We start from the raw sequence: 14,348 nt of genomic DNA, 5'->3' as shown, positions 1-14,348 counted from the left end.
GATATCTCGAGAGATTTCACTATTAAGCATATTGAATCCCTGCAGCTTTCACTTTATTGAAATCCCCGGAACTGCATGGGGTAACGCCGTATGTCATGCCACAGCTCGGACAATTAGTGATTACCGTTTCCATCGTGAATATTTCACCACATTCACAGGCAATTCGGTGTGCGACACGCGGTTTGATTTTTTCTTTTCCTTTGCTTTTCACATGGTCGACAATAGCTTTGCCATCTTCCAATCGAGAACATCCACAGCTCATGAAAAAAACTCCTTTATGCTTGATTAACACTATTACCATAGCACAAAGGATTCATGCGGGGGTATAGCAAAAGTCACACCTTACAATCGACTTTTTCTAGAAACTCACCAATCACTCTCAGATACTCTTCAGGTTCCTCAATGTACGCCATATGGGCACTGCTTTCAAAGACATGTACCTCTGATGCAGGGGTCATTTGGGCATAATACTGAGTCGATTCTGGGGTCGCCTCATCAAAACGGCCACATGTATAAAGTGTCGAACACTCAATCCTGCTCAATTGCTGGGTACAATCGAAGGTTTTAAGATTCCCTTTTACCGTGAATTCGGAAGGTCCCCACATCATTTCATAAACCACTGGGTTCCTCATCCCAGCTCCAGCCTTTATCCATTCCAGATCTGGTTCACCCCGGAAAACAAATTCCTTATTGAACGCCTTTATCGCATCATGGAATTCCGCGGAATCCGTCTCCCCGCTTTCCTCACAGCGCAAAATCGTCTCCTGAACCTCAGTCGGCAGCTTGGCGATATTCCGCTTCTGATCCTCTTCCCACATAGGTGCACTCAAGCAGGGGCTCGAAAAAATGACACTCTTCACGCCAATTGGCTTGGTCAAGACATATGCAGCAGCCAATGTAGTTCCCCAGGAATGTCCAAGTATATGAACTTCGGTAAGCTTCAATGCTTCGCGAACCTGTCCAAGCTCCTCAACGAATCGATCAATTTTCCATAGAGAAAGATCATCCGGCCGGTCTGACTTACCACAGCCCAGCTGATCGTACATCACAACAGGGCGACCCTCGCCAAGCGCTTTTAATCCTTTTAATGAATAAGTCGAGGATCCTGGACCTCCATGTAATATCACAACCGGTGTCCCCTTTGCATCCTTGTTGTAAATCTCATACCAGACTCTTCCCCCGGTAACCTCTACAAACCCTTCTTGGTACATCATCTAATCCCCCTTCTATGCTTCCTCTGCTAATTGTACAGTTTTCTTTTTGGTAAAAGAAGTGATGGCCACTCCTGCAAAAACAAGGCATCCGCCAAGGATTTGCGGCAAAGATATCACCTCACCGAGAACAAAGAACGCGAACACGGTACCAAACACCGGAATTAGATTCAACGATATCGACGCCTTTGAAGGCCCAATTAGCTCAACCCCACGATTCCATAATAAAAAAGAACAAATGGATGGGAAAATCCCTATGTAAAATAGCGCACTCCATTCCTCTAGTCCTACATTTCCCACCGGGACCATGAACAGTTCGATCCCCACCGCAGGAATCATCAGCAAAAAACCAATCGTCAGCGTAAATCCGAAAATTGCTAAAGAAGGTATTTTACCGGAAATCTTCTTAATAAAAATAGAATACAATGCCCACGAAATGACAGCCAGTACCATGATCAGATCACCAATATTAAAATGCAGTGACAGCATCCGTTCAAAAGAACCATGAGTAATGACAACAAGCACCCCAAGCATCGAAATAACCATCGAAACCCAGTACCTCAGCTCCATCTTCTCCCCGATCAACAGTGCTGATAGAAGGAAAATAAACAGAGGGCTCGTACTGTTCAATAAAGTCGCATTTATGGCCGTTGTATAATTGACAGCCCAATAGATAAGTAAATTAAAGCCAATCACGCCCGTCACCGCCAGGAACAAAAGCAGCCTGAAATGCTCGCGGAAGGCAGCTCTTTCATGCATGAATAGCTTAATGATGACCGGAGACATAATTAAAACCCCAATCGCCAAACGAGTGAACGATATTGTCACCGGCGGAAGCGAACCAGCAAGAAACTTGCCAGCCACCGCATTGCCTCCCCAGAACAAAGCAGCGATGACTAATAAAAAGTAAGGTGCATTCCCCATTCTTTGCAGCAATTCTCTCCCCTCCTCTTTTTCTGCAATTGGCTTACCATAGTTTATATTTATTCTGCAAAACCCTAAGATTACCTTCTTACTTGGATAGGAAAACAGGAATGGTAAACTAGGAACTATTTTAAAGAGCATTGCTATCAAAAAAAAGAGGCGTTGATCTATTTTTAGATTAACGCCCCCGAGAGACAGGGATTACCCGCTTTATAACAAATATTATCTAGCCGATGGGAAAACTCGTTGGACCATTTCCTTAAATTGATCATACAGGCCTCTTACAGGCTTTCCATTCTGAATTTGGTTGCCATAATCACTCATACGGTCAACAAAATCCGGGTTACTTGAAACATAAACATTGTCTATACTTTTATCAGTTGATTTAACTTTATCAGAAATTTTATTTTCGAGATCTTTTCTGATATTGCCTGTTTCATCATTATTTAAAACAACAGCTACATATGCAGTATGATCTGTAACAATAACATGTGCCCTTCTAACTTCCTTTAAATCCTCGATGTTGTTTTTTACATCATCGTGAACTCGCATTTGCACATCATTATTATCGCCATCGAGATTATCATTAAGAATCCTCGCGCCTCTGTCTGTTTGGTCGTAATTTTGGATCCTTGTATTATTGTCATCCCTGACATCTTCCCTGGCTCCATTGTTCATTGCACATCCAGTACTTAAAGCAATGACTAATACGATTGTTAACCCTTGAAAAAACTTCATGTTCTTTCCTCCTAATTTTAAATTCAAATATAGAGTTTCCAAACAATCCGTTTTTATGTATTAACCTTCAAATGTTGCTTGGATGCAAAAAAGACTCGGAGTTTAAAATCATACTCCGAGCCTTTAAATCACTTATTTATCATCCACTAACAAACAGAATCGTTTGGTTTTGGATTTTTCAAACCGAACAGCGGACGAATGAATAATGCTACCATCGTTCCAAGCATAGCCATAATTGCCCACACCCAGCCATGCAGACTGAAGCTTGCAATTCCTCCAAAATAAGCACCGATGTTGCATCCAAAGGCCAATCTCGCTCCATAGCCCATCAAAAGACCGCCAATAATGGAAGCTCCTGCAACGCCAGGCTTTATTTTGCCAGGCTTAAAATTACCCTGTGAAGCTGCTGAAATTAATGCTCCAAGGATGATTCCAAAATTCATGACACTGGTGGAATCAGCAAGAACGGTATTGTTCAGGGCAGCAATATTGGCGTCTGTTGAGAAGTATCCCCATGACGTGACATCGATTCCCATCGCCATCAGTGCTTTTCCTCCCCATAGTGCAAAGGCTGAAGTAATTCCCCATGGTGTTCCCCGGACTGTAAGGGTAAGAGCATTCAATACGGCCAGGACAATAGCTGCAGCAAATAGCGGCCATGACCCGCGCAATACCTTTTTCCAGCCAGTTGTGGTTGGAAGAGCCTTCATCGCAGGCGCTTTTCTTTTTTTAGCAATTTGCAGTGTAACCCAGTATATCAAGGCAAATAGAACAAGCTGGACTGCCAGTGCACCGCCATATCCCAGGCCCGTAGAGGTCGCTAGCGAAATTGGAGGCAGTGCAGGCGTATCTTCCATCCAGAATGAAAAATGGTACGCCCCAAGAGTTGAACCTGCTACAAATGACAACAGAGTAAGAATCATGGAAGAAGATCCTCCTCCAAGTGAATAAAGCGTTCCTGAAGCACAGCCATTACCGAGCTGCATTCCTATACCGAATATGAAAGCACCAAACAGAACACTAACTCCAACAGGTGAGACATAACCCTTAGGTTCAATGCCAGTAAAGCTAAAACCAGTGCTTAAAATAATGGCAAACAGAGTAGAAGCCACCGCAAGCATGAGCATGTGTGCCTGAAGTCCCTGGCCATTCCCTACAGATGCAAACCTCCTGAAAGCAGATGTGAAACCAAAGCGGGCATGAAGAAGCGTTGCTCCAAGGGCAAGGCCAATAATGAACAACACACCCTGTGTCCCATTTGCTACCGCTAAAATTGCGATGAGCATAATCACCGAAGCCAAAACCCCTAGCATAACAAACGGCTTCTGAACTGGATTCAGCTTAGTTACTACCGTCGTTGGTGACAGCTTTAAATTTATAGATTGTTTAGCTTCATTGTTGCTTACATTAAGTTGAGCCAAACTAAACACTTCCTTTTCTTATAAGTTTAGTCGGAATTATAAAAAGTAATTATAACGGATTTTATAGAATATGTAAATTGTTTTAAATTGGATATAAAGAGGATTATTAACCAACCTTTAAATTACGGCTGGACAACCTGGTGGTCCGGATGAAGTTGGTGGCTTCCACCTTAGTTTTGTGCGCACATTACTTTAGTGTGGAAAATTTTAGTAATTACAGTTACGATATTGTTTGATGATGGCTATGGTTCAGACAAAATTAGCTGCGCTGGCTTGGGTTTTGTCCGAACTTGGTCATGATTCGGACAACTTTTGTGCTTATTATTGAAAAGCTGTCCGAACTTAAGACGACTTCGGACAACTTTTATGCTTACCATTGAAAAGCTGTCCGAATTTGAGGCTACTTTGGACAACTTTCGTGCTTAGCGTAGAAAAGCTGTCCGAACTTGGGGCTACTTTGGACAACTTTCGTGCTTACCAGTAAAAAGCTGTCCGAACCTGGGGCTACTTTGGACAACTTTTGTGCTTACCAGTAAAAAGCTGTCCGAACCTGGGGCTATTTTGGACAACTTTTGTGCTTACCGTTTAAAAGTGTCCGAACTTGTGGCTACTTTGGACAACTTTTGGGCTTACCAGTAAAAAGCTGTCCGAACTTGGGGCTGCTTCGGACAACTTTTGTGCCTACCGTTTAAAAGCTGTCCGAACTTAGGGCTACTTCGGACAACTTTTGTGCTTAGCGTAGAAAAGCTGTCCGAACCAAAGGTTACTTCATACAAATCGTATCTTAAGCCACCTATCTATAATCCTTCGTCCCATTTTCAAAAGCCTGGGAGTCATCATTTTCGACTCCATGCAACGCTTCTTGCAATGCGAATGTACTTTTATAGAATTTTACTCGGTCTGCAATTTCTTTACCGCCTGGGTATTGGCCAATGCACATATTAAAAAACTCTTCTCCATAGCTTGCAAGTATGCCTGCAAAGTCATACGCCGGATCTCCCAAACCAGAGCCGCCAAAATCGATGATTCCTGATATTTCACGACTCTTTGGATTCCATAAGATGTTGGACGCTCCAAAATCACCGTGTATGAGTGTTACCTTTACATTCAAAAGTGCCTCTCCTTCTAGAAAAACCTTAAACGACTCTGACACTTTCTCTCGTGCAACATTCGTCATAAAAGGGAATAGTTTTTGTTGGATCTTCTCGTAGAGGTCGTATATTTCTTCCCGTGGACGACGAATCTCAAGATTCAGTTCCTGTCTTGCTTTTTCTTCGGGAATCGAATGAATTACTGCTAGAAAAGCAACAAGTTGTGTGGCCAGGTTTCTAATTTTCTCATCATCCTTGATTTCTAATAAACTTTTCCTCCATAAAGGCTCACCTTCAATTTTTTTATATCCAGTAAAGACCTTCCCTGGTTCTGACTCATGAAAGGAAGCGTAAATAGGGTTAGGAATTGATACCGAAATGGTCTTACTAATATACTCTAAAATTTCCGCTTCTCTTTTTAATTGTATAATCCCGCTTTTATATTTCGGAAATCTGAATACAAGCGAATTGTTAACAATTAAGACGTCATTATTCTGGCCAATTTCATTTAACTGATAATCTTTAATGTAAATATCGGGGTACACCTTTTTAATGCTTTCAATCAATTTATCTTTCATGTCATTCTGCTCCCTGATAAAAGTCAATCCAGCGACTTGATCATGATCAAGTCTCTTTGCACTACATGTGCACCACTTTGTACAAAACCTATTTTATGCTCTCATCCTTCCCAATTTACAAAAAATGCACGAAGGTAAGAGCCCTCTCCCCTTTACTGTAAAAAGCTCTTTAACCTTTCTAAATTTTCTTCAAGAAACACTTCATTTTTCTCAAGTCCCCTGCGTTTACACCAGCCAATACTGTTGAACGCATCGGTAAATTGGTAAAAAGGCAGGACTCTTTCTAGTTCGATTAATGATCTTATGCTGTTATAACCTTCTCGAAAAGCAATATATAAAGTAGAATCAAAGCGCAAAAAATCCCTATACAGTTTTGTAAAATCAACTTCAGCCGACCCAAAACGGACGCTTTCAAAATCAATAATTCCTGAAACTGAATGATCGTTAACGATAATATTGGCAGGACGGAAATCCATATGTACAAAACTTGGTCCATCTGGGGATGGCAGCTGATGCTTCATTTTCTCAAATCTCTCAATCGCTTGAGTATATAATCGTGAATCCAACAAAACTTTGACGTCCTCAGCAAAACTATAAAATTGCTGCTCAACAAAATCAGACCAGTTAGCAAATTCATTTTGTATGCCAATTAGCTTTTTTCCAGCAGGTGGACGAATGGCATGCATCTCCGCCTGAAGAACTCCGACTTGGAACGCCACTTCAGGTGAAGCATCCAGCTTCAATGGTTTCCCTTTTAATTCAGATAATAAAAAAGCTCCGGGGCACTCTTCATCCCCATGCCAATAATCCAACATTTCAGGAATGGAGACACGTCCTTTTAAAATTTCATAGGCTTCTAACTCGCGCTGAAATTTCAGTTTTGTATAAGGGATTTTCAAGAACACATTTAGACCGTTTGACAATTTACTTCTACAGACTGTAGAACTATGCGAATCTTCAACCTCATTCATTTCTTGTATCTGCAATCCAAATTGCTGAATGACTCGATTTAACATGAAACTTCCCCTTTTTTGCTTATAAATTTTTTGACTATCCAGCTATGCTTTTTTCACGATTTCTCCGTGGTGGTATAGTATCGTTTGAATACAAAAGGAGCCTCTAGTAGACTTAATTCTTTTATTTTCAAAAAAGCCCTTCTTTAAAATTTTTTCGAATTGGTACTATTGTAAAAATGATTTGGGAATTTTCTGCTTTTTGTAGGCCAAAGGTGTCATATTTATCGATTTCCTGAATTTATCAATGAAATAACTTGTGCTGTTAAATCCTACTTGGTAGGCAACATCTGTAACGTTGGATTCTGGTTGTTTCAATAAAATTAAGCTTTTTTGAATCCGATAATCGTTCACGTAATTTAAAGGTGACTTTTTTAAAATCCGCTGAAAGTATCGACAGCATTCTGACCGGCTTAATTGACCAGCTCTTGCGATGTCCTCTAATAGGATTTTTTTATGGTAATGCTGGTGGATCCAATTTAGCATTTGCTTCATTCGCTGACCCTTTATGATTTCCGTATGTTCGTACTTTAAAGAAAATCCGTTTTTAATCAAGTTTTTCCAAATAAACATTAGCTGGCTGCTGATGTCGATCTCATAGTACGGTGATTTTTCCCGTATCAATTGATTGATATTTACAATAGCCTCCACTATATTTTTCGCCCAATCCTCCTTTGGGACCAGATGCAAGTATGATAAATTAGTTGCTTGAATATAAGGGTGCACATAGGTAGTGTAAAGTTCTTGTGATATCATGAAAGATGGCGAAACATTTAAACAAATATAGACACAGCCTGACTCTTCGTTATCTTTTGCCATGTGCAGCCGGCCACTATTTATAAACAGACCCTCGCCCTCACTTACGTTTATATTCATTTCATTTACTTGAAAAACGGAATGTCCTTTAACAACATGCACGAATTGAAATTCGTCATGCCAATGAAGTGGTATATACCCATTGATATTCTGATGAATGATTGTCTCGTAACAGGCAATAGGCAGCTCAACTGTACGATGTTCTGTTAATTCTCTTAAACTTTGATCGACCATAAAATTCTTCATCTGAATATTACCACCTCAATATTCTTATATTTTTTCATTCGATTCAGGTATTATTCCATACATTATCTACTTATCATATAAAATATCATATACTATTCTTATAATTAAAGGTGGTAGATCAAACATGAATAGACGAAAGGGAATCTTCCTTGTTATAACAGGAGCAGTATTTTGGGGAATCGGAGGAACAGTGGCAAAAAAGCTTTTTCACGAATATCAGATCGATGTAAATTGGTTGGTAACAACCAGATTGCTTATAGCAGGTTTTTTACTTCTTGGAGTTCAATTTTTCAGATCTGACCGTTCCCAAATATTTGATGTTTGGAAAAACCGTAAGACAGCAGCCCATTTAACAACCTTCGGGTTGCTCGGTATGCTGGGAGTGCAATACACCTATATGGCATCCATTGAACATGGAAATGCTGCTGTAGCAACACTCTTACAATATTTAGCTCCCGTAATGATTATTGTATACTTACTTGTCCGCAAACAGACAGTGCTTACACGAAAAGACGTGTTGACTGTCTCCCTGGCGTTAGTGGGGAGTTTTTTCTTATTGACGAACGGCTCATTTTCTCAGTTATCGGTGCCGGCGCCTGCTATTGTTTGGGGTGTTTTATCTGGCATAGCTTTAGCTTTTTATACACTTTATGCCATTCCATTACTGAAACAATACGATTCGCTTGTCATTGTGGGATGGGCCATGATCATCGGTGGTTTTGCATTAAGCCTCATCCATCCACCCTGGCAAATGGACTTTGAAACACTAAATCTGGAAGCCTATTTTTATTTAATATTCGTAATCATATTTGGAACAATGATTGCATTTTGGTTCTATATCGAAAGCCTGCAAAGCCTTCAGCCTAAAGAATCAAGTCTCCTAGGCAGCCTGGAGCCACTAGCCGCCGTACTCACCACTATCTTTTGGTTAAAAGAACCCTTTGGCCTCTTCCAATGGCTTGGCACAGTTTGCATCATTGGAATGATACTTTTATTGGCATTTAATAAAGAGTCTACTTCTAATGATAATCAACCTAGCATAAACGATGAACCTCTCAAAGTTAGTTGATCAATCTCTAAGGGCATTGCAAACATTGCAATGCCTTTATTAAGTAGATTCAGTTGTTTTTTGAATGGATTTTTACAAAAACCCATTCAGTCATTGTCTCCATCCTGCACCTTCTCTTGCTTTACTGATTGAATCAAGACTGCATTGGCTAACAATAACCCCGCAGACAGCAAAACAAGTTTAGTCCCCAGGATAAAAGATAGAAGAGCAGCTAGTAAAGCACCAAACAATAGAAATTTACTAAATGAATCATATTATTTTCATCTAATTTGGCTGTCCGAGTATACCAATTTTATCGTTGATAACTTAGCCCTATCTAGCTTTCGATCTTCCTTAACATTACAGAAAGTGCAACCCATGTAAAGCCTGAAAATATTGCTAAAGGAAGTGCTTTAGCTAACATGAACTCAGGATGTAAATGGGAAAGTATTGTCCTGAAAAATAAAAAAGTAGAATATAAGGCAATTAAGAGTAATATACCAGAAGAAATTAAAGAGAGTTTACTTGTCATTTGGTTATCATCCTTTCATCTATATGACTCGTCAGGTATTCCTTAGCCACACATTTGAAATTTATATAATCTTACCTTCAGTTGAAAAGGCAGCTCTCCTTCGTTTCTCTTAAGACTTCACTCAGCTTTGCTGACCTAAGTGTCATTCATCCGGTGTCTAATTTTGTTTTTTGCCACTAACCTGTTCATATGACCTCTCATCCCACCGTATGAATGTTTCAAGCACTATGGATAGTAAAACACCCATAATAAACCCATTCGATAGCAGCGGCTGTAAAATCACTGGGAAAACGGTAAAGAGCACAGGATCCAAATTCATGATACTCAGTCCCAGCAACACTGGGGCCGCGAGACGGAAAATAGATTTGGAATCAAATGTATAGCCGTTTAAACTTTTCAAAGAGGTTCCAAAGAGCTGAAGATAAGCAACAAACAGTACAGCATTACCCACTGTGATCGGCAAAGTAGCCAGCAATGCACCAAGGACAGGAATGATCCCCAGTATGGCCATCAACCCTCCGCCGATCAGGAATGGTTTCCGGTCAAAAATCCGTGTGCTCTCCAGAAATCCGACTGACGAGGTAAATGGAGCATAAGGCACAAGGCCCAAAATAGCTGCCGCAATCGAATACGTTCCGGTCAAAAGATACGATCTATCCAATCTGGACTGCGTGGCGTCTTCGCCAGTAAGCTTGGAAGCTGCCTGGACAGATGCAATCGTATTGCTTAAATTAATGACACTGGCAATAAAAGTGATTGCGATGATTCCATAATTCAGGTTTGGTGTTCCAAGCGGAAAGAAAGTAAATTCCATTGAAGATTGGCTGTTCATTCCTTGATCGGAAGGAAACAGTATGACATAAATTACCCAGCCCAGAATCATTCCAATCAAAATCGAAAAATTACCGACAGTCTCGTTCCCTTTTATTTTCATTAAACTGACCAGAATCACCACCGCAAAAGAAAACATGGTAACCGGCAGCTCAAGCGTCCCATCCTCAGATACTTTTAGCATTCCTTTAAAAAATATGAGGATTAGCTGGAATGTAAGGAGAAACAAGTAAACAGTCATCACCATTGGGGTGAAGATCTTTTGTATATAAGAAACGATCCGTAATAGCCCAAACACCAGGGTAGCAGCCCCGGCAAGCAAAATTCCGGATGCAATTCCCCCGCCAATCTCCGGAAGACTCATCCCGAGAGACGATGCTGCCATGCTCAAGTTCAAGACCAGTCCCCACATCAATCCAGAATGCCCTTCCATTAATGGGAAACGATGACCAAACGCTCCCTGGAGGACGCAAGCCACTCCTGTAAAAATTAATGAATTTCGCAGAATGGCGGCAATTTCCCCGCTATCCAGGCCAAAGGCAGCTCCAATCGAAACCGGAACAACAACCGTATTCGCAAAAATAAAAAACAACCATTGCACTGACGCAAAGATTGTTTTTACATATGATGTATTCTCCATGCGCTCACCTTTCAGATGTCAATTAATCAGTTTTTAAGCGTTAATTTATTCAAACAAGGCTCAGTTTTTAATATTATCAAAGAATTCTCCCATATTAACTCCAAGACGATAGGAGCCATACCAAATCCATAGGGTTAGGAGCAAAGTTGTCAGGACTGGGTACTTTTTTGTTATTCTTTTCAGTTCCTTTGTAAATTCATCCATTCTCACGGTCCCCCTCTCAGAAACTTAAGTAAATTTTTTCCATTTCATTATCACACAAATTATCTTTTTACTCAACAAAAAGATTAACTTAAGTTACTAGAAAAAGAGACTTCCATTTTAAACTTACAATGATGGATCCGTTTTAGTTCCCTGGTGAAAAACCATTTTCCATATTCCCTCATTTAGTTTCCAAATAGAACTCCGTAAGGCATGCTGCTTCGTCTCCTCATTAAAAGTTCGGTATGTCGCCAACACAATCTCTTCCGATAAAGGATGAATCTCGAAATCGCTGAATTTAACTTTAATAATACCAATTCCACCTTCAAAGTCCTCATCCTTATACAGTACTCTTCCAGAACTGCCAAACTCAAAGAATTCATCAGCTAATAATTTTTTAAGTTCAGTTTTTGATGAACGGACTTCTGGGGTCAGCAATTTTTCCTCTAACTGTTTTAAGTGATTTTTTAAGTTCATAGATGATATCTCCTTAAATACGAATAGAATTTTAATTCAACATAAAGGAGTGGATTTCCTCCTTGGGAAGAACGTTGAAACCTTTTCAATATTAGAAACGTATTAGGAAATATATTGAAGGGAGATGAACATTATGAACAAATCAAGGGTGAAATGCCATAGCTGGGGCGGAAATTCATTTGTCAAGCGATGGTTTATATCAACCTTAGGCCAGTGGATAAAAAAATGTCAATAGGGTCAGAGAGAATCTACACAGTTTGCCTGGAGTGCGGAGAAGTGATTACGATAAAAGTGAAAAACCCTAAGAAGTTGCTGAAGTAACGGTACGCCCATCAATTCAAGAATATGTATTGGGCAATTTATTCCGTTTACGCATTGTTTTCGGGCTTTTTTTGACAAATTTTCGGAGTTTTCTCGTTAACCTGTCAAGATTCTGAGCTTTTCTTGACAGCTTTGCGGAGTTTCAACGAAAACCTGTCAAGATTTTGAGCTTATTTTGACAACTTTGCGGAGTTTTGACCTTAACCTGTCAAGATTACGAGCTTTTCTTGACAGCTTTGCGGAGTTTCAGTGACAACCTGTCAAGATTCTGAGTTATTCCTGACAGATTTACGGAGTTTCAATGGAAACCTGTCAAGATTACGGGCTTTTCTTGACAGCTTTGCGGAGTTTCAGTGACAACCTGTCAAGATTCTGAGTTATTCCTGACAGATTTACGGAGTTTCAATGGAAACCTGTCAAGATTACGGGCTTTTCTTGACAGCTTTGCGGATTTTCAATGACAACCTGTCAAGATTCTGAGCTTATTTTGACAGCTTTGCGGTGTTTTAGCGAAAACCTGTCAAGATTATGGACTTTTTCTTAACAGCTTTAATAAATCTCGTCTAGATCATATAACAGAAAGTGGGTATCACATTATGGAAGGATTTAATATAGCTTCACTATTTTTCATTGGAATTGTTATTGTACTAATAATCTTGTTCGTGGTTTCATTCACGCTTTTTATTCGCAGAATAATAATAAATACTTCTTCAAAAAGCACCCAAACCAATGAAATTGAAAAGAAAATTGATAAAATTATTGACTTACTTGAAAAGAATAATAAAGTTTAGCAATACTTTACATCTCAACCTTCGTATTAATCGTTGAGATTTTTTTGTTTCACTTTATAAACAAACAAAAAAACAGAAAGAATTCCTTCCTGTCTACTCAACCGTTCAATCTCTGTCTATACTTTGTAATCTCTTTTGTTTAAAGCTTCAATCTTATCATCAATATGCTCACAAATTTGTCTGTGTATAATCCTTAACATTTCTTAAAGGGCACTGCTTTCAATGATGAACTTTGACCATAGGCCAAATAGCTTTCCAATTTTTCTTAACCAGCCGTTGCTCATAAATGGCAAGCCGTTCACTTGATTCTGTAAAAAAAGGAGTCGGCTTCACCTCTAGATTTAGTACATCCTCAATACCACAAGGAACTGTAAGTACCAATTGATTTTCCCTATCCAGTTTCACTCCGAGAGCTGTTGCCGTTTCAGGAAATTTGGAAATCGCATCTTCAGAGGATGAATACGGCGGAATACGGTTCACAAAATGCATCCTTGCTTGATTTTTCACTGACCAGGGTATGCCGGGCAATAGGGCTGTCAGCTTTTTTTCCAATGCTTTTTCATATTCCTCATCAAGAATTGTTGGGTCAAAAAAAATCACGTCCACATCCGGTGTGTTGGTTCGCTTCTTGAATCCGTGTAAGGTGTCCCAAATTTTCGACCGGACAAATCCCGCACATATCCACCAGTCAGGCAAACCAAGAGTGCTTGCAGTATGTATAATCTCCATCATTTTATCATCGGATTGGATTAAGCTTATTACATCTTCTTTACTCTTTAACATATATCCCCCTCCAAACATCGAACATCCATTCTTATATTATCATAATTTATGGAAAAAGAAGTAATTACTCATCTATTAAGTACGGTAAAAGAGATCAACCTTTCTACCCTTACTGAACTTGGATTTTACAAAAAATCATGGCAACTAAACCCTACTTTCCAAAAATTCACGTTAATCTTCGGGTGAAATATACCGATAATAAAAATTGTGTGACTTATACGAAAGCAGAGGAATGAATTTATATGAGTATTAATAAAGAAGAATTAATCAAAAGGGCCAGTGCTGTATTAGGACGAGATGTGAGTCATGAAACAATTATGAAAACCGTTGAATCTCTTATCGAAAAGCTAGAAAAGGAACGGAAAAGCTAATTCGGAGCTGCAATAGTTTGGAATCCGGAAATGAATCATTAAAAGCATTAAATCGCAGTTTCGTTTCCGCTCGCATTTCAATAATTTCCAAAAAAGCTGTCCGAAGTTGTTCATACTTCAGACAGCTTTTCACCTTTTCCCATCAAACCTGTCCGAAGTCGCTCCTGCTTCGGACAGCTTTTCATCATTTCCACCTAAACTTGTCCAAACTCACCCCTACTTCAGACAGCTTTTCTTCATTTCTAGCCAAACTTGTACGAACTCACCCTTGCCTCTAAAACCTTCCCTCACACCGACTCAAGTCTAATAGAATCT

15 protein-coding genes are annotated in these 14,348 nt (G+C 39.7%); 3 read left to right on the top strand and 12 right to left on the bottom strand.

What is annotated here, in order from left to right; all coding sequences use genetic code 11:
- Positions 1 to 22: 22 nt before the first annotated feature.
- The 8 genes from QNH36_RS11740 to QNH36_RS11705 all read right to left on the bottom strand — a co-directional run bounded on the left by QNH36_RS11740 (position 23) and on the right by QNH36_RS11705 (position 8,038).
- Positions 23 to 241, bottom strand: a complete 219-nt coding sequence (locus QNH36_RS11740; protein WP_283905326.1) for a hypothetical protein — start codon at positions 239 to 241, stop codon at positions 23 to 25.
- Positions 242 to 335: 94 nt separating this feature from the next.
- Positions 336 to 1,214: a proline iminopeptidase-family hydrolase gene (locus QNH36_RS11735; protein ID WP_283905325.1), complete on the bottom strand. Its 879-nt coding sequence runs from the start codon at positions 1,212 to 1,214 to the stop codon at positions 336 to 338.
- A 12-nt stretch (positions 1,215 to 1,226) separates the two neighbouring features.
- Positions 1,227 to 2,147 carry a DMT family transporter gene (locus QNH36_RS11730; protein ID WP_251541371.1) on the bottom strand — a complete coding sequence of 307 codons (921 nt, stop codon included), beginning with the start codon at positions 2,145 to 2,147 and terminating at the stop codon, positions 1,227 to 1,229.
- A gap of 210 nt (positions 2,148 to 2,357) precedes the next feature.
- A complete protein-coding gene (locus tag QNH36_RS11725; protein ID WP_144475622.1) occupies positions 2,358 to 2,873 on the bottom strand; it encodes a YhcN/YlaJ family sporulation lipoprotein in 516 nt (171 codons plus the stop codon).
- 146 nt (positions 2,874 to 3,019) lie between these two features.
- Complete coding sequence (locus tag QNH36_RS11720; RefSeq protein ID WP_481825324.1) at positions 3,020 to 4,186, bottom strand: YeeE/YedE family protein; 1,167 nt, start codon at positions 4,184 to 4,186, stop codon at positions 3,020 to 3,022.
- 901 nt (positions 4,187 to 5,087) lie between these two features.
- Positions 5,088 to 5,963 (bottom strand): phosphotransferase family protein, encoded by an 876-nt coding sequence (locus QNH36_RS11715; RefSeq protein ID WP_144475624.1) that lies wholly within the window; start codon positions 5,961 to 5,963, stop codon positions 5,088 to 5,090.
- A 152-nt stretch (positions 5,964 to 6,115) separates the two neighbouring features.
- On the bottom strand, positions 6,116 to 6,979 hold the full coding sequence (locus tag QNH36_RS11710) for a phosphotransferase family protein (protein WP_283905323.1): 864 nt from the start codon (positions 6,977 to 6,979) through the stop codon (positions 6,116 to 6,118).
- A 165-nt stretch (positions 6,980 to 7,144) separates the two neighbouring features.
- Positions 7,145 to 8,038, bottom strand: coding sequence for an AraC family transcriptional regulator (locus QNH36_RS11705; RefSeq protein ID WP_283905322.1), 894 nt, complete (start codon positions 8,036 to 8,038; stop codon positions 7,145 to 7,147).
- A 124-nt stretch (positions 8,039 to 8,162) separates the two neighbouring features.
- Here QNH36_RS11705 and QNH36_RS11700 point away from each other — a divergent pair, with 124 nt between their 5' ends.
- Complete coding sequence (locus QNH36_RS11700; protein ID WP_283905321.1) at positions 8,163 to 9,107, top strand: DMT family transporter; 945 nt, start codon at positions 8,163 to 8,165, stop codon at positions 9,105 to 9,107.
- Positions 9,108 to 9,775: 668 nt separating this feature from the next.
- Here the strand turns inward: QNH36_RS11700 and QNH36_RS11695 are convergent.
- The 3 genes from QNH36_RS11695 to QNH36_RS11685 form a co-directional block, all read right to left on the bottom strand.
- Positions 9,776 to 11,089 (bottom strand): uracil/xanthine transporter, encoded by a 1,314-nt coding sequence (locus QNH36_RS11695; RefSeq protein WP_283905320.1) that lies wholly within the window; start codon positions 11,087 to 11,089, stop codon positions 9,776 to 9,778.
- Positions 11,090 to 11,149: 60 nt separating this feature from the next.
- Entirely contained in the window at positions 11,150 to 11,293 is a 144-nt protein-coding gene (locus QNH36_RS11690; protein WP_283905319.1) for a hypothetical protein, read from the bottom strand.
- 123 nt (positions 11,294 to 11,416) lie between these two features.
- On the bottom strand, positions 11,417 to 11,767 hold the full coding sequence (locus QNH36_RS11685) for a nuclear transport factor 2 family protein (RefSeq protein WP_144475629.1): 351 nt from the start codon (positions 11,765 to 11,767) through the stop codon (positions 11,417 to 11,419).
- Between the two features lie 917 nt (positions 11,768 to 12,684).
- Between QNH36_RS11685 and QNH36_RS11680 the strand changes: the two genes are divergently transcribed.
- Entirely contained in the window at positions 12,685 to 12,879 is a 195-nt protein-coding gene (locus QNH36_RS11680; protein ID WP_251541389.1) for a DUF4083 family protein, read from the top strand.
- A gap of 219 nt (positions 12,880 to 13,098) precedes the next feature.
- Here QNH36_RS11680 and QNH36_RS11675 read toward each other — a convergent pair whose 3' ends face one another.
- Positions 13,099 to 13,662 (bottom strand): nucleotidyltransferase family protein, encoded by a 564-nt coding sequence (locus QNH36_RS11675; RefSeq protein WP_283905318.1) that lies wholly within the window; start codon positions 13,660 to 13,662, stop codon positions 13,099 to 13,101.
- A gap of 242 nt (positions 13,663 to 13,904) precedes the next feature.
- Here QNH36_RS11675 and QNH36_RS11670 point away from each other — a divergent pair, with 242 nt between their 5' ends.
- A complete protein-coding gene (locus tag QNH36_RS11670; protein ID WP_260983551.1) occupies positions 13,905 to 14,033 on the top strand; it encodes a hypothetical protein in 129 nt (42 codons plus the stop codon).
- Positions 14,034 to 14,348 lie beyond the last annotated feature (315 nt).

It is taken from the genome of Mesobacillus sp. AQ2, from assembly GCF_030122805.1.
Classification (GTDB): Bacteria; Bacillota; Bacilli; order Bacillales; family Cytobacillaceae; genus Mesobacillus; species Mesobacillus oceanisediminis_A.
Note: the sequence above shows the minus strand (reverse complement) of the source record. Positions and strands in the feature narration are given on the sequence as shown.

Excerpts from the sequence above, each read along its gene's own strand:
- QNH36_RS11710 (WP_283905323.1), bottom strand. The coding sequence starts at position 6,979 with ATGTTAAATCGAGTCATTCAGCAATTTGGATTGCAGATACAAGAAATG.
- QNH36_RS11690 (WP_283905319.1), bottom strand. The coding sequence starts at position 11,293 with ATGGATGAATTTACAAAGGAACTGAAAAGAATAACAAAAAAGTACCCA.
- QNH36_RS11685 (WP_144475629.1), bottom strand. The coding sequence starts at position 11,767 with ATGAACTTAAAAAATCACTTAAAACAGTTAGAGGAAAAATTGCTGACC.
- QNH36_RS11700 (WP_283905321.1), top strand. The coding sequence starts at position 8,163 with ATGAATAGACGAAAGGGAATCTTCCTTGTTATAACAGGAGCAGTATTT.
- QNH36_RS11695 (WP_283905320.1), bottom strand. The coding sequence starts at position 11,089 with ATGGAGAATACATCATATGTAAAAACAATCTTTGCGTCAGTGCAATGG.
- QNH36_RS11705 (WP_283905322.1), bottom strand. The coding sequence starts at position 8,038 with ATGAAGAATTTTATGGTCGATCAAAGTTTAAGAGAATTAACAGAACAT.
- QNH36_RS11675 (WP_283905318.1), bottom strand. The coding sequence starts at position 13,662 with ATGTTAAAGAGTAAAGAAGATGTAATAAGCTTAATCCAATCCGATGAT.
- QNH36_RS11680 (WP_251541389.1), top strand. The coding sequence starts at position 12,685 with ATGGAAGGATTTAATATAGCTTCACTATTTTTCATTGGAATTGTTATT.
- QNH36_RS11715 (WP_144475624.1), bottom strand. The coding sequence starts at position 5,963 with ATGAAAGATAAATTGATTGAAAGCATTAAAAAGGTGTACCCCGATATT.
- QNH36_RS11720 (WP_481825324.1), bottom strand. The coding sequence starts at position 4,186 with ATGCTAGGGGTTTTGGCTTCGGTGATTATGCTCATCGCAATTTTAGCG.
- QNH36_RS11735 (WP_283905325.1), bottom strand. The coding sequence starts at position 1,214 with ATGATGTACCAAGAAGGGTTTGTAGAGGTTACCGGGGGAAGAGTCTGG.
- QNH36_RS11725 (WP_144475622.1), bottom strand. The coding sequence starts at position 2,873 with ATGAAGTTTTTTCAAGGGTTAACAATCGTATTAGTCATTGCTTTAAGT.
- QNH36_RS11670 (WP_260983551.1), top strand. The coding sequence starts at position 13,905 with ATGAGTATTAATAAAGAAGAATTAATCAAAAGGGCCAGTGCTGTATTA.